Raw genomic sequence first — 20,439 nt, 5'->3', positions numbered from 1 at the left:
CGGTGACGGTGCTCTGGAGGCCGGCGTCCGTGGGGCATGACCCTCCCGAGCGCGGAACGGGCCTGAACGCGCGACCACCCCCTCTTCGGTTTCGAAACAGGGGCGGTCGTCGTTGGACGCTTACCAGCCTCGTGCGCGCCACTCCGCGAGGTGGGGCCGCTCCGTGCCGATGGTGGTGTCGTTGCCGTGGCCGGGGTAGATCCACGTCTCGTCGGGCAGGACGTCGAAGAGCTTGGTCTCCAGGCCGCCCATCAGGGAGTTGAACTCTTCCGGACGTGTTGTCCGACCAGGACCACCCGGGAAGAGGCAGTCCCCGGTGAACACATGGGGGTGGCCGTGCGGATCGTCGTAGACCAGGGCGATCGAACCCGGCGTGTGGCCCACGAGGTGGCGCGCGGTCAGCTCCACGCGCCCCACCCGGATCGTGTCGCCGTCGTCGACGAGCACGTCGGTCGCCACCGGGATGCCCTCGGCGTCGTCCCGGCCCGCGTACGTACGCGCGCCCGTGGCCGCCACCACCTCGGCGAGCGCCTGCCAGTGGTCGCCGTGCTGATGCGTGGTCACGACGGACGCGATCCCGTCGTCACCGATCAGCGTGAGCAGGGTGCCGGCGTCGTTCGCGGCGTCGATCAGCAACTGCTCGTCGGTGGCCCGGCAGCGCAGCAGATAGGCGTTGTTGTCCATCGGGCCGACCGCGACCTTGGAGATCATCAGGTCCGGCAACTCGTGCACATCCGCAGGGCCGCCGACCTTCACTGCTCCGCTGTACGTCATGGTCGTCAGTCTAGGCCGCGGGGAGTACGGGGAGCGGGCCTCTGGCGGTGGTCAGAGCGGGGGCAGCGAGGGGAGGGTCCCGCCTTCCACCCGTAGCACGGTGCCGTCGCGGCGGCCCGCCAGCCAGCCCAGCAGGTCCGCGGCCGTGCCCCGGACGCCGATCGGGCCGCCCTCGGCGCCGCCGCCGGTCGTCCAGGCCCGGCCCTCGCTGCTGACCAGGCCGGTCGAGGGTACGTTCGGGTGCCCTGCGAAGCGCTCGGCGAGGAAGCCGATCTCCCGCTCCACGAACTCCTCCGGCAGATCCTCCAGCTCGTACCCGATCCCCAGGTCCACGTGATGGATCTCCACCTCGATCCAGCGCCGGAACGGCACCCGGGACGCGGAGTCGGTGACGCCGTTGCGCAACTCGACCGTGCGGGACCAGTCCGCCGGGGACGAGGCGGCCTCCTGGAAGCGGTCCGCGCTCTCGCGCAGGTCGGCGAGGTGCGTCTTCAGAGGACGTGGGGCGTCCCGCTCGATGCCGGCGTCCCTGGCGTCCCCGGAGACGTACATGGGGCGCCCTTCGAGGACGTTCACCAGGGCGTCCGCGTTGCGGGAGAGATGGGCGAGGACATGACCGCGGGTCCAGCCGGGCAGCCGTGACGGCCCGGCGACGGCGGTGTCGTCCAGCTCGGCGGCTGCGGTGAGGAGCCGCTCGGTCGCTTCATGTACACGGGCCAGGTCACGCGCGTGATCCATCATGGCGCCGACCCTAGCCCCGCCACACCTTCGGGTGAAGGTGGCTGACCGCGGCCCAAAATCGAATGCACGTGCTATATGGTCGAGTCCTGCGTCGGGCATGCTGGAAGGCCCGGAATTGTTGTGGAACGGGGAAACAGGACCGGCGCTGTCAGTGGCTCCCCCTAGTCTGTGAAGCACGGGGGCTCCGCTCCTGTCACTTCACTCAAGAAAGGTGCGGACCGGCGTGGCCGACCGTCTCATCGTCCGTGGCGCGCGCGAGCACAACCTGAAGAACGTCTCGCTCGACCTCCCACGCGACTCGCTCATCGTCTTCACAGGCCTGTCCGGGTCGGGCAAGTCCTCGCTCGCCTTCGACACGATCTTCGCCGAGGGGCAGCGCCGGTACGTCGAGTCGCTCTCCTCCTACGCCCGGCAGTTCCTCGGGCAGATGGACAAGCCGGACGTCGACTTCATCGAGGGCCTGTCCCCGGCGGTCTCCATCGACCAGAAGTCGACCTCGCGCAACCCCCGCTCGACCGTCGGCACCATCACCGAGGTCTACGACTATCTGCGCCTGCTCTTCGCGCGCATCGGCAAGCCGCACTGCCCCCAGTGCGCCCGCCCGATCTCCCGCCAGTCGCCGCAGGCCATCGTCGACCGGGTGCTGGAGCTGCCGGAGGGCAGCCGCTTCCAGGTGCTCTCGCCATTGGTGCGCGAGCGCAAGGGCGAGTTCGTCGACCTCTTCGCGGACCTCCAGACCAAGGGGTACAGCCGCGCGCGCGTGGACGGGGAGACCGTCCAGCTCTCCAGCCCGCCCACCCTGAAGAAGCAGGAGAAGCACACCATCGAGGTGGTCGTCGACCGCCTGACGGTGAAGGACTCCGCCAAGCGTCGTCTCACCGACTCCGTGGAGACCGCGCTCGGGCTCTCCGGAGGCATGGTCGTGCTCGACTTCGTCGACCTCCCGGAGGACGACCCCGAGCGGGAGCGCATGTTCTCGGAGCATCTGTACTGTCCGTACGACGACCTGTCCTTCGAGGAGCTGGAGCCCCGTTCCTTCTCCTTCAACTCGCCGTTCGGCGCCTGCCCCGAGTGCACCGGCATCGGTACGCGCATGGAGGTCGACCCCGAGCTGATCGTCCCGGACGAGGACAAGTCGCTCGACGAGGGCGCCATCCACCCCTGGTCGCACGGCCACACCAAGGACTACTTCGGCCGCCTCATCGGTGCCCTGGCGGACGCGTTGGGATTCCGGACCGACATCCCCTTCGCCGGTCTCCCGCAGCGCGCGAAGAAGGCCCTCCTGTACGGCCACAAGACGCAGATCGAGGTCCGCTACCGCAACCGGTACGGGCGCGAGCGGGTGTACACCACCGCGTTCGAGGGCGCCGTCCCCTTCGTGAAGCGACGGCACAGCGAGGCGGAGAGCGACGCCAGCCGAGAGCGCTTCGAGGGCTATATGCGCGAGGTGCCCTGCCCCACCTGCGAGGGCACGCGCCTGAAGCCGATCGTCCTCGCGGTCACGATCATGGAGAAGTCGATCGCCGAGGTCTCCGCCATGTCCATCAGCGACTGCGCGGACTTCCTGGGCGAGCTGAAGCTGGGCGCCCGCGACAAGAAGATCGCCGAGCGCGTCCTCAAGGAGGTCAACGAACGGCTGCGGTTCCTGGTCGACGTCGGCCTGGACTATCTGTCGCTGAACCGCGCGGCCGGCACGCTCTCCGGCGGTGAGGCCCAGCGCATCCGGCTGGCCACCCAGATCGGCTCCGGCCTCGTCGGTGTCCTCTACGTCCTCGACGAGCCCTCCATCGGTCTGCACCAGCGGGACAACCACCGGCTGATCGAGACCCTGGTCCGGCTGCGCGACATGGGTAACACCCTCATCGTCGTCGAGCACGACGAGGACACCATCAAGACCGCCGACTGGGTCGTCGACATCGGCCCCGGCGCCGGTGAGCACGGCGGCAAGGTCGTGCACAGCGGCTCCCTCAAGGAGCTGCTCACCAACGCCGAGTCGCAGACCGGGCAGTATCTGTCGGGCAGGAAGGCCATCCCCCTGCCCGACATCAGGCGCCCACTCGACCCGACCCGGCAGCTCACCGTGCACGGCGCCCGCGAGAACAACCTCCAGGACATCGACGTGTCCTTCCCGCTGGGCGTCTTCACCGCGGTCACCGGTGTCTCCGGCTCCGGCAAGTCCACGCTGGTCAACGACATCCTGTACACGCACCTGGCCCGCGAACTGAACGGCGCCAGGAACGTACCGGGCCGCCACACGCGCGTGGACGGCGACGACCTCGTCGACAAGGTCGTGCACGTCGACCAGTCGCCCATCGGCCGCACCCCCCGCTCCAACCCGGCGACGTACACCGGTGTCTTCGACCACATCCGCAAGCTGTTCGCCGAGACCACCGAGGCGAAGGTCCGCGGCTATCTGCCCGGCCGGTTCTCCTTCAACGTCAAGGGCGGCCGCTGCGAGAACTGCGCGGGCGACGGCACCATCAAGATCGAGATGAACTTCCTCCCGGACGTCTACGTCCCGTGCGAGGTCTGCCACGGCGCCCGGTACAACCGGGAGACCCTGGAGGTCCACTACAAGGGCAAGTCCATCGCCGAGGTGCTGAACATGCCGATCGAGGAGGCGACCGACTTCTTCGAGGCCGTCCCCGCGATCGCCCGCCACCTCAACACGCTGAAGGACGTCGGCCTCGGCTATGTCCGCCTCGGCCAGTCGGCGACCACGCTCTCCGGCGGTGAGGCACAGCGCGTCAAGCTCGCCAGTGAGCTGCAGCGCCGGTCCACGGGCCGCACGGTCTACGTCCTGGACGAGCCGACCACCGGTCTCCACTTCGAGGACATCAGCAAGCTCCTCAAGGTGCTGTCCGGCCTGGTCGAGAAGGGCAACACGGTCATCGTCATCGAGCACAACCTCGACGTCATCAAGACGGCCGACTGGATCGTCGACATGGGTCCCGAGGGCGGCGCCGGTGGCGGCCTCGTCATCGCGGAGGGCACGCCCGAGCAGGTCGCCGGGGTTCCGGCCAGTCACACCGGCAAGTTCCTGCGGGAGATCCTCGGCGCCGACCGCATCAGCGACGCGGCCCCGATGAAGGCGCCTCGCGGGACCGCCGCCAAGAAGACGGTCGCGGCCAGGTCGACACCGGCCAAGAAGACGACGACGGCCCGTACGACCAAGGCCGCCAACAACACGGCGACCAAGAAGGCGGCCACGGCGACGAAGAAGACGGCCACCGCGAAGCGGACGACCCGGGCCGACAAGGCCTGACCAGGACGTTCGGGCAAGGTCTGCCGAGCCCTCTGAGAGGCGTCGTCGGCGGGAGTCCGACCCGGGCCGGGAGTGAGGCGATGCCGCTCCCGGCCCGGGTCGGACTCATGTGCGGCCGGGCCGCCGGAATGCGTCGTGCGGTGCCGAGGCGGCGGATTACACCTCGCCCAGCTCTGCCGCGTACGGCGGTTCCGCGCCCGCGCGGGAGCAGGTGAGGGCCGCGGCGCGGGCGGCGTAGCGGAGCAGGCGGGTCCAGTCGGTGGGGGTGAGGGCGGCCAGGGCGGCGGGGGTGAGGGCGTCGCGGGTGGCGAGGCCGTGGAGGAGGGCCGCGTTGACCGTGTCGCCGGCGCCGATGGTGTCGACGACCTCGATCCTCTCGCCCGGTACGGAGTGCTGGGCGCCGTCGCGGGTGTGGGCGGTCAGGCCGTCGCCGCCATGGGTGATCACCACCGCCGAGGGGCCGGAGGCCAGCCACTGCTCCGGGGTGCCGCCCAGCCACTCCGCGTCCTCCTCGGAGAGCTTGAGCAGCGACACCGAGGGCAGCCAGCTCTTGAAACGGGCCCGGTAGGCGTCCGCGTCGGGGATCAGTCCCGGCCGGATGTTCGGGTCGAGGGCGGTGAACACGCCTTGCGCGGCGGCGCCGCGCATCAGCTCCTCGTACGCGGTCGCCCCCGGCTCCAGGACGAGTGAGCACGTGCCGAAGGACACCGCCCGGGTGCCCTCGGGGAGGCGGTCGGGGGCCTCGAACAGACGGTCGGCACTGCCCTCGACGTAGAAGGAGTAGGCGGCCGAGCCGCGCTCGTCGATGGAGGCCAGGGCGAGCGTCGTGGGCTCGGGGCCGCGCTGCACGGCCGACACGTCGACACCCGCCTCGCGCAGGGCGTCCAGGAGTGCCTCGCCGTAGACGTCGTACGACACCCGGGAGCAGAAGGCCGTGGGAGAGCCGAGGCGGCCGAGGGCCACGGCGGTGTTGTAGGGGCCGCCGCCACGGGCCGGCCTCAGGTCCACGAGCGTGCCGGCGCCCCGCGGGACCAGGTCGATCAGGGCTTCACCGGCGACGACGATCACGCCACGGTTTCCTTTCGTCGGGGCTTGAGGGCTTCGCAGCAGAGGGCTTCGGGCTTCGGGCTCGGGTGTTCGGGGTTCGCGACAGGCTGTCGGCGGAACTCGGCGGATTATCGCCCGGAAGGTACCGCGAACATGTGCGCGGGGCGACGCCCGCGCCCTCGCGCACCCGGCCTCACGCCCCGCCCTTCACACCCGGCGTCACGCCTCGCCCTTGCGCGCCAGGCCTCACGCCCCGGCCTTCACACCCGACCGCCCCGCTCACTCACGGTCCCCACGCCACCCGGCTTCCGCTCCCCCCGCCGCGCTCCTGCCCACTCACCGCCGGGCCGTCGGCCGTACCCCACTCACCGCCGGGCCGTCGGCCATACCCGTCCGCCGCCCCATCGGGCGCCGAGGATCGCCGTCGATACGCGCGCCCCCGCACCGCCCCCGTCCGCTCACCGCGGACCGTCGGTCACACCCCGCCCGCCACCGAATCCGGCGAGCGCACTCAGCCGCCGCCGACCTGCCCCCGCCCTCGCCTTCGCCCCCTCATTCCCACTCCCACCCAATGCCCACGATCCCCGTCCGTACCCGGGGCTCCACGAGGTGAACGGAGCGGTGGAGGGCGCTCAGGGGGAGGGGCTGGTGGGCGCTTCGGGGGGCGGCGGCCGAGTGTTGGGTGAAGCGGTGGCAGCGGGCGGGGAGTGCGCGTTCGTCGAAGCGGATCTGGAGGGCGTACTGGCCGCCGGCCGTGCGGAAGCCGCGTACGTACTCGGTGCAGACCCCGGCCGTACCGTCGTCGAAGCCGTAGCGGAACAGGAAGGTGTCGCCGCTGCGCAGCCGGGTGTCGAAGAGGAGTTCGGCGACGAGGACACCGGTGTCGTGGTCCCAACGCACCCGCCCGCTGCGGCAGTTCTCCAGGGCGTGCACGGCCATGCGCTCCGGTACGCAGCCGGGGTCGCCGTGGTGGACGGCGACATAGCGGTCCACACCGTCCTTGTGGGCGCGGACGATGTGCTGGGACTCGCGGCCGAGCAGTTCCCGGCAGGCGCCGACGAGGACCCGCTCGTGGTGGCCGACGGTGTGCACACCGCTGTCGGGCGGCACCTGCAGTTCGTCGAGGAGCCGTTCCATGACGCCGGAGGCCTCCACGACCGCGCGATAGGAGCGGCCGGCGGGGCGCTCGGGGCCGGCGAGTTCGTCGGCCTGGGCGAGCAGCCGGATCAGTGACTCCTCGGGGAGTTGGAGGATCTCCTCCAGGGCCCGCACCGCGCGCAGCGACTCGGGGCGCTGGGGGCGCCGGGCGCCCTGCTGCCAGTAACTGAGGCTGGTGACACCGACCTTGACCCCGTGGCGCGACAGATGGTGCTGCACACGCTGCAGCGGCAGTCCGCGTGCGGCGATCGCGGCGCGCAGCGCGACATGGAAGGGGCCGCCCCGCAGGACCGACTCCAACTCCGCGGTGGCCGCGTCCGCGACATCCGGGACGTCGGCGATCGTCGCGACGTCCGCGTGCTCTGGGGCGTGCCGCATGCAGGGGCCTTTCTGTGAGGAGGCGCGTCGGCTGCTCGGACCGCGCGGAGGACCGATCTGGGCGCGTCCGTCGGACACGCGGGGCGCGGGGCTCGCGGCGCCCGAATGTCGTTACATCCGGACGAAGGCATTCCTGTTCCCGAGTTCCCCCGCATTGAAGCGTGTTGACCAAGTCCCGACAACACCTGGCGTCCGATATGGCCGGTCCTCACCGTCAAGATCCTCAAGCCTCCGGGCATGGCGAATCGGGCCCCAGCAGATCGCACAGAGCCTGTCCGGAGAGCTTCGATTTGTGGAGAAAGCCCCTGGCGGGGCTGGCCGCGACGAGTTCCTGGACGTCGTCCAGGGTGTGCGTGGACGTGAGGATGATGACGGAGGACGCGGAGCACGCGAGCCGGGGTGCCAGATCCAGCCCGCTCTCGCCGTTCAGATCGATGTCCAACAGGACGACGTCCGGGGTCAGTTCCACGGCCCGTGCGAGTGCCTCCACGCCGGTGGAGGCCACACCGACGACATGGACCCCGTCGCGTTCCAGAAGTGTGCGAGCGGCCTCCAGGAACCGGGCACTGTCATCGACGATGAGACAGCGCATGGACATGTCGAAAGCCTCCCAAGGCGCTCATGGGCCCACATCCCGGCTAGCCGGAAAGTGTCGTCCCGGCAGGATTCCCGTTAGCGGGAATGTGCTGAAGTCCTTTACCGGATCGATCCGTTCACACTCACTCAGGGAATCGAACAAGCCACGAGGAGTAGCATGTCGCTGCCCTTGGGGGCAGATCATCCGTTCGAGTGGGGGTGCGTGATGATGTCGCCGTACAAAGACGTCGGCGGACGCGGGATTCGTCATGCCCTGTTGGCCGGGATGTCGGCCGCCGCGCTGCTGCTGGCGGGCTGCGGCGGGGGCGGGACGCAGGAGAGGGAGGACGAGGGGGACAAGGCGGTCGGTGACACCACGTGCGACGGCCGGATCGACGGCACCGCCCACATCACCATGTGGTTCCACGCCGGACAGAGCGGCGAGTTGAGCACCCTGCGCAGCCAGGTCAAGGAGTTCAACAAGGCCCAGCGACAGGTACGGGTCGAACTGGTCACCCTGCCCGAACAGCGGCCGTACACCGAACTCGTCCTGTCCGCCGCGGCCAGCGGCGACCTCCCCGACCTGCTCGACTTCGACGGACCGAACCTCTACAGCTACGCCTGGTCCGGCAAGCTCAAGCCGATCGACTCCTGTGTGCCCACCGAGGTCCGCGAGGATCTGCTCCCCTCCGTCCGCAGCCAGGGCACCTATGACGGGCGGCTGTGGGGCATCGGCACCTTCGACTCCGGGCTCGGTCTGTACGTCCGGCCGTCCGTGCTGGAGAAGGCGGGCGTCCGCATCCCCGAGGGCATCGACGACCCCTGGACCGCCGACGAGCTGACGGAGATCCTGCGCACCCTCCGCAAGCAGGGGTACGAGACACCGCTCGACCTGAACTTCACCGATTCCAAGCTCGCCGACGAGTGGAACACCTATGCCTTCGCCCCGGCCGTCTGGTCGGCCGGCGGCGACCTCATCGAGCCCAAGGGGTTCGACACCGCCGAGGGCCATCTCAACGGCCCCGAGGCCGTCGACGCGCTCACCACCATGCAGGGCTGGGTGGATGACGGATACGTCGACCGGGACGAGAAGAAGGACAAGAGCGCCTTCGTGAAGGGCCGTAGCGTCATCTCCTGGATGGGCCACTGGAAGTACGGCGAGTACAGTGCCGCCCACCCGGGCGATGTGGCGATCGTGCCGCTGCCCGACTTCGGCTCCGGCACCGTCACCGGAATGGGCTCCTGGCAGTGGGGCATCCCCTCGGGCGGCGCCGACGGTGACGCGGTGTGGCGGTTCCTGGAGTATCTGCTGCGGCCGGAGCAGGTGCTCAGGATGAGCGAGGCCAACGGCGCCGTGCCGGCGACCGAGAGAGCGGTGAAGTTGTCGAAGCAGTACGACGAGAACGGCCCCGAACGGCTGTTCATCGAGCAGTTGCGCAGCGGAGTGGCGAGGCCCCGGCCGCAGACCCCCGCGTACCCGGCGGTCACCGTCGCCTTCGCGCGCGCGGTCGCCGACATCGTCTTCGAGGGGGCGCCCGCGCAGAAGACCCTGGACCAGGCCGTCGCGGACATCGACAAGGACCTGGCCGCCCACAACGGATACCCGCAGAGCCGGCCATGACCCGAAGCGCCGGACCGCGGCAGCGCGCTGCACGCAGAGGAGGACCGACACCGGGGCAGGGCCTGGAGCCTTCTGCGAGGAGTTCCGCCGTGCGGCGTTCCACGACGACACCCCGTCGGCCCCTGCTCGCCGCACTGCTCTGCACGGTCCTGCTGCTCGCCGGCTGTGACGCGGCTGACGACGGGCGGCGGGACGTCCGGCGGCAGGCCGACGCGACCTGCGACGGGCGGATCGACGGGGGCTCCGCGCAGATCACGATGTGGTTCCACGACGCGGCCCCGGACGAACAGGAGGCGGTACGCGCCCAGGTGCGGGCCTTCAACGCCGCTCAGGACGAGGTGAAGGTCCGGCTCGTCACCCTCCCCGAGGACGACTACGACGACCTGGTCCGCGAGGCCGCCGCCGACGGCGAACTGCCCGACCTGCTGGACTTCGACGCCACCGACCTGTTCCGCCACGCCTGGGGAGGCGACCTCCGGCCGATCGACTCCTGCGTCCCCGAGTCCCTGCGCGAGGACCTGCTCCCGTCCGTCCTCGAACAGGGCACCTACCGGGGCAGGTTGTGGGGCATAGGCACCTTCGACTCGGGGCTCGGCCTGTACGTCCGTCCGTCGGTGCTCAAGAAGGCCGGCGTCCGTATCCCGAAGGGCATCGGCGACGCCTGGACCGCCGAGGAGTTCACCGGCATCCTGGGGAAACTGCGCTCGCTGGGCCACGAGAAGCCACTGGACCTCCAGTTGCCGTGGGCCGACACCGAGTGGGGAACGTACGGATTCGCGCCGGCCGTCTGGTCGGCGGGCGGCGATCTCGTGGAACGTTCCGACTACCGAACGGCCGACGGTGTGCTCAACGGACCGCAGACGGTCGACGCCCTGACGACGCTGCAGGGCTGGGCGAAGGCGGGCTACGTGGACGCGAACAAGGACGGCGAGGCCTTCCAGCAGGGCAGAAGTCCGGTGTCCTGGACCGGCCACTGGTGGTACCGGCGCTACTTCGAGGCGTTCCCCGGCGATGTGGCGATCGTCCCGCTGCCCGACTTCGGCACGGGCACCGCCACCGGCATGGGCTCCTGGCAGTGGGGCATCCCGGCGGGCGGCGCCGACGGTGACGCGGTGTGGCGGTTCCTGGCGTTTCTGCTGGAGCCCGACGAGATCCTGCGGATGACCGACGCCAACGGGGCGATACCCGCCACCGCGACCGCGACAGAGCGCACGGAGGCCTTCTCGCAGGGCGGCCCCGGACGCCTGTTCATCGACCAACTCCGCAGCGGCGTGGCGAAGCCCCGGCCGCAGACCCCCGCCTACCCGGTGATCAGCGAGGCGTTCGCCCACGCGTTCGTCGAGATCATGAGAGGAGCCTCCGTCCGACCGGCCCTCGACGAGGCCGTGCGCGCCGTCGACAAGGACCTGGCCGACCACCGCTACTACCCGCCGACCGGTTCGTGAGGCCCGGCGATGCGCCGCTCGTCAGGACGACGCCCCGCCCTCCGCCGCGGCCTCGCGCGGGTCCGGCCCACGACCGCGGGCACCGTCCCGTTCCTGGCCCGGCTGAGGGTCGGCGCCAAGCTGATGCTGCTCGTGTTGCTGCCGCTGACCGTGCTGCTGGCCTTCACGGCGCTCGCCGCGGTGACCCGGTGGGAGGCCGCGCGGACCCTGGGCGACTTCGACACGGCGATCCGGGTGTCGTTCGCGACCAGCGAGGTCACCGAGGACGTCGCCCGGGAACGGATCGCGGCGGTCAGGGCCCGGCTGCGGCCCACTCGGAGCACGACGCGTGAACGGAGCGAGGCCCAGCAGATCACCGACGACGCCCTGCGCGAGGCCTTCGAACTCGCCCTCGACCGGTCGGGGTCCGATGTCCCCGGTGTCCTCGATTCCGTACGCCGGCAGCTGCACGCGCTGCGGGTCGAGACGGGCACCGTCTCCCTGGACGCGCCGACCGTGGCCCGACGGTACGAGGTCATCGAGAACATGCTGCTCGACACCGTCGCCGACCTGGAGTCCGGACGGCCCACCAGGGCAGCGGGACGGGCGGCGGACGCCCATGTCGCCCTGTCGAAGGCCATCGCCGCCGCCGAACGGGAGCGCGTCGAACTCGCCATCCTGTTCGACGCCCCCACCGATGAACGCCCCACCGCCGCCGGCCGCTGGACCGAACTGGAGGACGACCAACTGCGCGCGTTCCGTCTGAACGCCTCCGACGAACTGGGCACCGAACTGCACAGCGCCGTCTTCCGGACACCCGGCCGCGCCGTCCGCGAGGTCCGCGACATGCTCGCCGACTCCGCCACCCGCTCCGCCGACTGGCCCTCGTACGGCGACTGGCTGGAGGACTCCGGGAAGTACGTCGACGACCTGCGCGGAATCCAGCACCGGGCCGCGCGCGAGCTCGCCGTCACCGCCGACCGCGATCTGCGCGCCACCGAGCGGCAGGCCTTCACCGACCTGGCGCTCTCGCTGGGCGTCCTCGGCCTGGTCACCGTCCTCGCGCTGGCCCTGCGCCGCTCGATCACCCAGCCCCTCGGCCAGGTCGCCGAGGGAGCCCGCGCCCTGTCCGGCGGTGACCTCGCGTACGACATCCGCTACGCGGGGCGCGACGAACTCGGGGACGTCGCCGACACCTTCCGTGAGCTGAGGGTGACCACCGAGCGGCTGGCCGAGCAGATCCGGGCCATGAACACCGCGATCGACGCGGGCCGGCTCGAACACCGGGCCGATGTCGACGCCTTCGACGGCACCTGGGCCCAACTGCTCCGCGGCATGAACGGCACTATGGCGTCGTTCGCCGCCGCCCACGGCCGCCGCCGACGGGCCGAACGGGAACTGGAGGGCATCTTCAACCTCTCCATCGACCTGCTGTGCATCAGCGGAGTCGACGGCTACTTCAAACGCCTCAACCCCGCCTTCGAACGCACCCTCGGATACTCCAGAGAGATCCTGATCTCCGCACCCCTGAGGACCTTCGTCCACGAGGACGACCGCGAGAAGACCGAGGAAGCCATCGCACAACTCGCGGCCGGCGCCGAACTCGCCGAGTTCGAGAACCGGTACATCCGCGCGGACGGCACCGAGTGCTGGCTGCAGTGGAGCGCCCGACCGGTCCCGGAGGAGGGCCTGATCTACGCCGCCGCCCGCGATGTCACCGAGAGCCGTTTGGCAGGTCTCGAACAGGCCGCGCTGCGCCGGGTCGCCACCGCCGTCGCGCGCGGAGTACCGCCGGCCGAGGTGTTCACCACGGTCGCCGAGGAGGTCGGCAAACTGCTGAGCACGGCCGCGTCCGTACTGCGCTACGAGCCCGACGGCACCGTCGAGGTCCTCGGCATCGCGTACGCCGATGCCGACCCGGGCGCGGAGCGGGTGCACCTGGTGCGGCGTGAGGCGGCGGGACAGGTGATCGACGAGGTGGCCCGCACCAGCTCCGCCGCGCGGGCGGGCAGCGCGGTCGGCGCTCCCATCGTCGTCGAGGGCGCCCTGTGGGGCGTCGTCGTCGCGGCCTCCCTGGTGGACCCGCTCCCCGAGGGCACCGAGTCCCGGCTCGCCGACTTCACCGAACTGATCGCCACCGCCATAGCCAACGCCGACAGCCGCGCCCAGCTGACCGCCTCACGCGCGCGTGTGGTCGCCGCGGGGGACGCCTCCCGGCGCCGTATCGAACGCGATCTGCACGACGGCGTCCAGCAGCGCCTGGTCTCCCTCCAACTGGAGCTGCGGATGACGGAGTCCCTGGTCGAGGACCCCGGCTCGCCCCTCGCCCAGCATCTGGCCCACCTCGGCAAGGGCCTCGACGACACCTTCCAGGACCTCCTGCAGGTCGCCCGGGGAATCCACCCGGCCGTCCTGTCCAAGGGCGGCCTGGGCCCCGCCCTGCGCGCCCTCGCCCGTCGCTCGGCGGTCCCCGTGGAACTCGACCTCCGCCTGTCCACCCCCCGCTTCCCCGAACAGGTCGAGGTGGCCGCCTACTACGTCACCTCCGAGTGCCTCACCAACGCGGTCAAGCACGCGCGCGCGAGTGTGGTGACCGTCGAGGCATGGGACGACGACGGCGTACTGGAGCTGGTCATCCGCGACGACGGGGACGGGGGAGCGGAGCCGGACAACGGCTCGGGGCTAATCGGGCTCATCGACCGCGTGGAGGCCATCGGCGGCCGGCTGACCGTCGCCAGCCCCCAGGGCGGCGGTACGACGATGACGGTACGGCTGCCGGTGACACCGCCGCCGGAGGACGTCGACATCCTGGGCTGACGCCGCCCGGGCATGGACGACCGCCCGGAGCGTACGCGTTGCGGCCCAAGCAAAGGGGGGAGTTCTTGGCCCGGTGGCGAGCGTACGACCCAGGCGGTCGGGTCGGACGGCGGAGACTGCCGTCCGGCGCCGGTGGCGGGGGAGTCCGCCGTGCCGGGCCAGTCGCGGGTGTTCGGCCCACAGCCTTGAGGCCGACGAACACCACCTCTCGCCCGAGGTGGCCGTTCCACCTGCGACTGCATGGATTCGAGCATTGCGCTCAAACGTTCCGGTGTCGTCCCGGCCCTCCCCCACACTAGGCTTCCTGCTAGCCGTAAGTGCCCAGTTCGGGCAGGCTGTTGGGACAAACCGGACAGGCCGGGCAAGGGGGAAGGCCGAGACCATGGACGCCGATCAGCATCCAGCGCTCGGACGGGTGGTACTCGCGGACGACGACGTGCTTCTGCGGGAGGGGCTGGCGAGCCTCTGCGAGCGCGTCGGCTACGAGGTGGTGGGCCAGGCTGGCGATGCCGACGGGCTCCTCGACCTCGTCGAGGCGGAGCTGCCGGACATCGCGATCATCGACATCCGGATGCCGCCGACGCAGTCCACGGAGGGGTTGAAGGCCGCGTGCGAGATCCGCGAGCGGTATCCGGCCGTCGGGATTCTGGTCCTGTCGGCCTTCGTGGAGGTCGAGGACGCGCTGGAGCTGCTGGCCGGTGGGCGCAGCATCGGGTATCTGCTGAAGAGCCGGATCACCGTCGTGGACGAGTTCCTGGAGACGCTCGACCGGATTCGGCGGGGTGGGTCCGTGGTCGATCCGTCGCTGGTGCAGGAGCTGGTCGCCGCGCAGCGGCGGGACGATCCGCTGTCGATGCTGAGCAATCGTGAGCGGGAGGTACTCGGCCTGATGGCCGAGGGGCGGTCCAATGCGGGGATCGGGAAGCGGTTGTGGGTGACCGAGGGGACCGTGGAGAAGCATGTGCGCAGCATTCTGGGGAAGCTGCGGTTGCCTGAGGAGCCGGATGATCATCGGCGGGTGCTGGCTGTGCTGACCTTTTTGGAGACGCGTTAGGTTTTGGTCGCGCCAATAGCTCGGGGCTGGTTGTCGTCTGGCGGCTGCGGGCTGTGTGTGGCTGGTCGCGCAGTTCCCCGCGCCCCTAAAAGGGGCTTCGCCCCTTCCAGGGCGCTGCCCCTGGCCCTTGTCCACAGGGCACCCGGGATGTCAGTGGGCGCCAGTAGGGTGTGTTGCATGGCCGATCCCTCCAGCTATCGACCCAGTCCGGGGCAGATCCCGGACTCTCCCGGGGTGTACAAGTTCCGTGACGAGCACCGTCGGGTGATCTACGTCGGGAAGGCGAAGAGCCTGCGTCAGCGGCTGGCCAACTACTTCCAGGACCTGGCCGGGCTGCACCCGCGCACCCGCACGATGGTCACCACGGCCGCCTCCGTGGAGTGGACCGTGGTGTCCACCGAGGTCGAGGCGCTTCAGCTGGAGTACTCCTGGATCAAGGAGTTCGACCCCCGGTTCAACGTCAAGTACCGCGACGACAAGAGCTACCCGTACCTCGCGGTCACCATGAACGAACAGTTCCCGCGTGTGCAGGTGATGCGCGGTCACAAGAAGAAGGGCGTCCGCTACTTCGGGCCGTACGCGCACGCGTGGGCGATCCGGGACACCGTCGATCTGCTGCTGCGCGTCTTCCCCGTACGCACCTGCTCGGCCGGGGTCTTCAAGAACGCGGCCCGCACCGGCCGGCCCTGTCTGCTCGGCTACATCGGCAAGTGCTCCGCCCCCTGCGTAGAGCGCATCTCCGCCGAGGACCACCGTGAACTGGCCGAGGAGTTCAGCGACTTCATGGCCGGCCGCACCGGCACCTACATCCGCCGGCTGGAGAAGCGGATGACGGACGCGGCCGAGGAGCTGGAGTACGAGCGGGCCGCCCGGCTGCGCGACGACATCGAGGCCCTGAAGAAGGCCATGGAGAAGAACGCGGTCGTGCTCGCCGACGCGACCGACGCCGATCTGATCGCCGTCGCCGAGGACGAGCTGGAGGCGGCCGTCCAGATCTTCCACGTACGCGGCGGACGGGTGCGCGGCCAGCGCGGCTGGGTCACCGACAAGGTCGAGGCCGTCACCACCGGTGACCTCGTCGAACACGCGCTCCAGCAGCTCTACGGCGAGGAGACCGGGGACTCCGTGCCCAAGGAGGTCCTCGTCCCGGCGCTCCCCGACCCCGTCGAACCCGTGCAGGAGTGGCTCACCGGGCGTCGGGGCTCCAACGTCTCGCTGCGCATCCCGCAGCGGGGCGACAAGAAGGCCCTGATGGAGACCGTGCGGCGCAACGCACAGCAGTCGCTCGCCCTGCACAAGACCAAGCGCGCGTCCGACCTCACCACCCGCTCCCGGGCCCTGGAGGAGATCGCCGACGCCCTCGACCTGGACAGCGCCCCCCTGCGCATCGAGTGCTACGACATCTCCCATCTCCAGGGCGACGACGTGGTGGCCTCGATGGTCGTCTTCGAGGACGGGCTGGCCAGGAAGAGCGAGTACCGGCGCTTCCAGATCAAGAGCTTCGCCGGCCAGGACGACGTCCGGTCCATGCACGAGGTCATCACCCGCCGCTTCAAGCGCTACCTCGCGGAGAAGGAGCGCACGGGGGAGTGGGTGGAGGAGACCGCGGGCGAGGGTGCTGCCGAACCGGGTGAGGCGCCCGCCGTACCCATCGGCCCCGGCGACGCCGCGAACGGCTCCGGCGCCCCCGCGAACGATCCCGGCGGCCCTCCGAACGGCCTCAAGGACGACGACGGCCGCCCCAAGCGGTTCGCGTACCCGCCTCAGCTGGTCGTCGTCGACGGCGGCCGGCCGCAGGTGGCCGCCGCGCGGCGGGCGCTCGACGAGCTGGGGATCGACGACATCGCGGTGTGCGGGCTCGCCAAGCGGCTGGAGGAGGTCTGGCTGCCCGGCGAGGAGGACCCGGTGGTGCTGCCGCGCACCAGCGAGGGGCTGTATCTGCTCCAGCGGGTCCGTGACGAGGCCCATCGGTTCGCGATCACCTATCAGCGGACCAAGCGCGCCAAGCGCTTCCGGGCCAGCCCCCTGGACGACGTGCCCGGGCTCGGCGACGCTCGCAAACAGGCCCTGTTGAAGCACTTCGGCTCACTGAAGAAGCTGCGTTCCGCGACGATCGACCAGATCCGCGAGATCCCCGGCATAGGCCGCAAGACCGCCGAGACCATCGTCGCCGCCCTCGCGACGGCGGCCCCGGCCGCTCCCGCGGTGAACACCGCCACGGGAGAGATCATGGAAGAAGAGGAGCCCGGTACGACGGCGGACCCCTCTGGGGAGCCCGTGGCCGCGGGCGCCCCGGACCGGCGATCGGGGCAGGAGACATGACCGAGCACGAGCGCCCAGAACTTCCGGAGCCCCCCGTGCGTCCGGAAGTACAGCACGACGAGCACACAGCACAGCACGGGCAAGCGCACAGCGCCGCGGGCGACCATGTCGGCCCGCACCCGGCGCCACAGGAAGACGGAGCACACGTGAGTACGGGCATCGAAACAGCCGGGGTCCCCGAGGCGGCCATCCCCGAGCTGGTCATCATCTCCGGCATGTCCGGCGCCGGACGGTCCACGGCCGCCAAGTGCCTGGAGGACCTCGGCTGGTTCGTCGTGGACAACCTGCCGCCCGCGCTGATCCCCACCATGGTGGAACTCGGCGCCCGCTCCCAGGGGAACGTGGCACGGATCGCCGTCGTCGTCGACGTACGGGGCCGCCGCTTCTTCGACAATCTGCGCGACTCCCTCGCCGACCTGGCCACGAAGAACGTCACCCGGCGGATCGTCTTCCTGGAGTCCTCCGACGACGCCCTCGTCCGCCGCTTCGAGTCGGTGCGCCGCCCGCACCCCCTCCAGGGCGACGGCCGCATCACCGACGGCATCGCCGCCGAGCGGCAGCTGTTGCGCGAGCTGCGTGGCGACGCCGACCTGGTGATCGACACCTCCAGTCTCAATGTGCACGAGCTGCGCGCCAAGATGGACGCCCAGTTCGCCGGCGAGGAGGAGCCCGAGCTGCGGGCCACCGTCATGTCCTTCGGCTTCAAGTACGGCCTTCCCGTAGACGCCGACCTGGTCGTGGACATGCGCTTCCTGCCGAACCCGCACTGGGTCCCGGAGCTGCGCCCGTACACCGGCCTCAACGAGGAGGTCTCGGCGTACGTCTTCAACCAGCCCGGTGCCAAGGAGTTCCTCGACCGCTACTCCGAGCTGCTCCAGATGATCGCCGCCGGATACCGCCGTGAGGGCAAGCGCTATGTGACCGTCGCGGTCGGCTGCACCGGCGGCAAGCACCGCTCGGTCGCCACCGCCGAGAAGCTGGCCGCCCGGCTGTCCGCCCAGGGCGTCGAGACCGTGGTCGTGCACCGGGACTTGGGGCGCGAGTGACCGGACGTGCTGCTCTGCGGCTGAGCAGGCTGCGCCGGATCACCCCCGAGACCCGGGGGGCCCGTCCCGCCGAGGCACGCGGGGCCAGGCCCCGCCGCCGGGGTGCCCAGCCCAAGGTCGTCGCGCTCGGCGGCGGCATGGGTCTGTCCGCCTCGCTCGCCGCCCTGCGCCGGATCACCGGCGACCTCACCGCCGTCGTCACCGTCGCCGACGACGGCGGCTCCAGCGGACGCCTCCGCGACGAGCTGGGTGTGCTGCCGCCCGGCGATCTGCGCAAGGCGCTGGCCGCGCTCTGCGGCGACGACGACTGGGGCCAGACCTGGTCCCGTGTCATCCAGCACCGCTTCCACTCCAAGGGCGATCTGCACGACCACGCCGTCGGAAATCTGCTGATCGTCGCCCTGTGGGAGCAGCTCGGCGACCATGTCCAGGCCCTCGACCTGGTCGGCAAGCTGCTGGGCGCCCAGGGCCGCGTCCTGCCCATGTCGGCGGTGCCGCTGGAGCTGCAGGCCATGGTCAAGGGCCATGACCCGGAGCGCCCGGGGGACGTCGAGACCGTACGGGGGCAGGCGACCGTCGCGCTCACCCCCGGTGAGGTGCAGTCCGTGCATCTTGTGCCGCACGACCCGCCCGCCGTGCCGGAGGCGGTGGAGGCGGTGCTCGACGCGGACTGGGTGGTCCTCGGGCCCGGTTCCTGGTTCTCCTCGGTGATCCCGCATCTGCTCGTGCCGGAGCTGCTGGACGCCCTCACCGAGACCAAGGCCAGGCGGGTGCTGTCGCTGAACCTCGCCCCGCAGCCGGGAGAAACCGATGGGTTCTCCCCGCAGCGTCATTTGGAGGTTTTGGCACGACACGCCCCTAAACTCGCCCTGGACGTGGTGCTGGCCGACCAGGCAGCCGTGCCCGACCGAGACTCCCTCGCCGACGCCGCCAAGCGGTTCGGTGCCGCGGTCGAGCTGGCGCCGGTGGCCCGGACCGATGGATCTCCGCGGCATGATCCGGAGCTGTTGGCCGCCGCGTACGACCGTATTTTTCGGATGCATGGAAGGATCGGCCCATGGCGATGACGGCAGCGGTGAAAGACGAGATCTCCCGGCTACCCGTCACCCGGACCTGCTGCAGAAAGGCGGAGGTCTCGGCGATCCTGCGGTTCGCGGGCGGGCTGCACCTGGTGAGCGGCCGCATCGTGATCGAGGCGGAGCTGGACACGGCGATGGCGGCCCGCCGGCTCAAGCGGGACATCCTGGAGATCTTCGGCCACGGCTCCGAACTGATCGTGATGGCACCCGGCGGGCTGCGCCGGGGCTCGCGCTATGTGGTGCGCGTGGTCGCGGGCGGCGACCAGCTGGCCCGGCAGACCGGTCTGGTCGACGGCCGGGGCCGCCCCATCCGGGGGCTGCCCCCGCAGGTCGTCTCCGGGGCCACCTGTGACGCCGAGGCCGCCTGGCGCGGCGCCTTCCTCGCCCACGGTTCGCTCACCGAGCCCGGCCGCTCCTCTTCCCTGGAGGTGACCTGCCCGGGTCCGGAGGCCGCCCTCGCCCTGGTCGGCGCGGCCCGCCGGCTGTCGATCGCCGCGAAGGCCCGCGAGGTACGCGGTGTGGACCGGGTCGTCGTCCGCGACGGGGACGCGATCGGCGCGCTGCTGACCCGGCTCGGCGCCCATGAGTCGGTGCTCGCCTGGGAGGAGCGGCGGATGCGCCGCGAAGTCCGCGCCACCGCCAACCGGCTCGCCAACTTCGACGACGCCAACCTGCGCCGCTCCGCCCGTGCCGCCGTCGCCGCCGGTGCCCGGGTCGGCCGCGCCCTGGAGATCCTCGGCGACGACGTCCCCGAGCACCTCGCCGCCGCCGGCCGGCTGCGCATGGAGCACAAGCAGGCATCCCTGGAGGAGCTGGGCGCGCTCGCCGACCCACCGCTCACCAAGGACGCCGTCGCGGGCCGTATCCGCCGGCTGCTCGCCATGGCCGACAAGCGCGCCCAGGACCTCGGTATCCCGGGGACCGAGGCCAGCCTCACCGAGGAGATGGCCGACAACCTGGTCGGGTGACATCCGGCGCCGTTCGCCGGCCGGGACGGCTTCCCGTCGCTCCCGCGCCGGGATGGCTTCCCGCCGGTCCATCGCCGGGATGGCTTCCCGCCGGTCCATCGCCGGGATGGCTTCCCGCCGGTCCATCGCCGGGATGGCTTCCCGCCGGTCCATCGCCGGGATGGCTTCC

Annotated in this window: 14 protein-coding genes; 9 read left to right on the top strand and 5 right to left on the bottom strand. The window is 70.9% G+C overall.

All coding sequences use genetic code 11. The features are described 5' to 3' along the window. Positions 1 to 120 precede the first annotated feature (120 nt). Complete coding sequence (locus ACWD4G_RS40370) at positions 121 to 774, bottom strand: MBL fold metallo-hydrolase (protein WP_451302760.1); 654 nt, start codon at positions 772 to 774, stop codon at positions 121 to 123. 51 nt (positions 775 to 825) lie between these two features. Beyond that, the gene (locus tag ACWD4G_RS40365; protein WP_451302758.1) at positions 826 to 1,515 is read right to left on the bottom strand and encodes a maleylpyruvate isomerase family mycothiol-dependent enzyme; all 690 of its coding nucleotides are present in this window, start codon (positions 1,513 to 1,515) and stop codon (positions 826 to 828) included. Positions 1,516 to 1,738: 223 nt separating this feature from the next. On the opposite strand from ACWD4G_RS40365, the gene uvrA reads away from it, so the two are divergent. Continuing rightward, positions 1,739 to 4,780: an excinuclease ABC subunit UvrA gene (gene uvrA / locus ACWD4G_RS40360; protein ID WP_451302756.1), complete on the top strand. Its 3,042-nt coding sequence runs from the start codon at positions 1,739 to 1,741 to the stop codon at positions 4,778 to 4,780. 156 nt (positions 4,781 to 4,936) lie between these two features. Here the strand turns inward: uvrA and ACWD4G_RS40355 are convergent, their stop codons facing one another. From ACWD4G_RS40355 to ACWD4G_RS40345, 3 genes are all read right to left on the bottom strand, one after another. Next, positions 4,937 to 5,848, bottom strand: coding sequence for a carbohydrate kinase family protein (locus tag ACWD4G_RS40355; RefSeq protein WP_451302754.1), 912 nt, complete (start codon positions 5,846 to 5,848; stop codon positions 4,937 to 4,939). A 531-nt stretch (positions 5,849 to 6,379) separates the two neighbouring features. Further along, on the bottom strand, positions 6,380 to 7,363 hold the full coding sequence (locus ACWD4G_RS40350; RefSeq protein WP_451302753.1) for a hypothetical protein: 984 nt from the start codon (positions 7,361 to 7,363) through the stop codon (positions 6,380 to 6,382). Positions 7,364 to 7,586: 223 nt separating this feature from the next. Continuing rightward, positions 7,587 to 7,961, bottom strand: coding sequence for a response regulator (locus tag ACWD4G_RS40345; protein WP_451302751.1), 375 nt, complete (start codon positions 7,959 to 7,961; stop codon positions 7,587 to 7,589). Between the two features lie 156 nt (positions 7,962 to 8,117). Here ACWD4G_RS40345 and ACWD4G_RS40340 point away from each other — a divergent pair, with 156 nt between their 5' ends. The 8 genes from ACWD4G_RS40340 (at position 8,118) to whiA (ending at position 20,270) form a co-directional block, all read left to right on the top strand. Further along, the gene (locus ACWD4G_RS40340; RefSeq protein WP_451302749.1) at positions 8,118 to 9,560 is read left to right on the top strand and encodes an ABC transporter substrate-binding protein; all 1,443 of its coding nucleotides are present in this window, start codon (positions 8,118 to 8,120) and stop codon (positions 9,558 to 9,560) included. Between the two features lie 89 nt (positions 9,561 to 9,649). Further along, positions 9,650 to 11,005: an ABC transporter substrate-binding protein gene (locus tag ACWD4G_RS40335; protein ID WP_451302747.1), complete on the top strand. Its 1,356-nt coding sequence runs from the start codon at positions 9,650 to 9,652 to the stop codon at positions 11,003 to 11,005. Positions 11,006 to 11,014: 9 nt separating this feature from the next. After that, on the top strand, positions 11,015 to 13,801 hold the full coding sequence (locus ACWD4G_RS40330) for a PAS domain S-box protein (RefSeq protein WP_451302745.1): 2,787 nt from the start codon (positions 11,015 to 11,017) through the stop codon (positions 13,799 to 13,801). 382 nt (positions 13,802 to 14,183) lie between these two features. Beyond that, the gene (locus ACWD4G_RS40325) at positions 14,184 to 14,855 is read left to right on the top strand and encodes a response regulator transcription factor (RefSeq protein ID WP_451302743.1); all 672 of its coding nucleotides are present in this window, start codon (positions 14,184 to 14,186) and stop codon (positions 14,853 to 14,855) included. Between the two features lie 177 nt (positions 14,856 to 15,032). Continuing rightward, on the top strand, positions 15,033 to 17,177 hold the full coding sequence (gene uvrC, locus ACWD4G_RS40320; RefSeq protein ID WP_451302741.1) for an excinuclease ABC subunit UvrC: 2,145 nt from the start codon (positions 15,033 to 15,035) through the stop codon (positions 17,175 to 17,177). Beyond that, positions 17,174 to 18,223, top strand: coding sequence for an RNase adapter RapZ (gene rapZ, locus ACWD4G_RS40315; protein ID WP_451302739.1), 1,050 nt, complete (start codon positions 17,174 to 17,176; stop codon positions 18,221 to 18,223). The genes uvrC and rapZ overlap by 4 nt, the downstream gene beginning before the upstream one ends. Then, complete coding sequence (locus ACWD4G_RS40310) at positions 18,220 to 19,290, top strand: gluconeogenesis factor YvcK family protein (protein ID WP_451302737.1); 1,071 nt, start codon at positions 18,220 to 18,222, stop codon at positions 19,288 to 19,290. The genes rapZ and ACWD4G_RS40310 overlap by 4 nt, the downstream gene beginning before the upstream one ends. Continuing rightward, positions 19,281 to 20,270, top strand: coding sequence for a DNA-binding protein WhiA (gene whiA / locus ACWD4G_RS40305; RefSeq protein WP_451302735.1), 990 nt, complete (start codon positions 19,281 to 19,283; stop codon positions 20,268 to 20,270). Before ACWD4G_RS40310 ends, whiA begins: the two co-directional genes overlap by 10 nt. Positions 20,271 to 20,439 lie beyond the last annotated feature (169 nt).

This window comes from Streptomyces sp. NPDC002643 (assembly GCF_053592555.1).
This window is presented reverse-complemented; position numbering and strand designations above follow the sequence as displayed.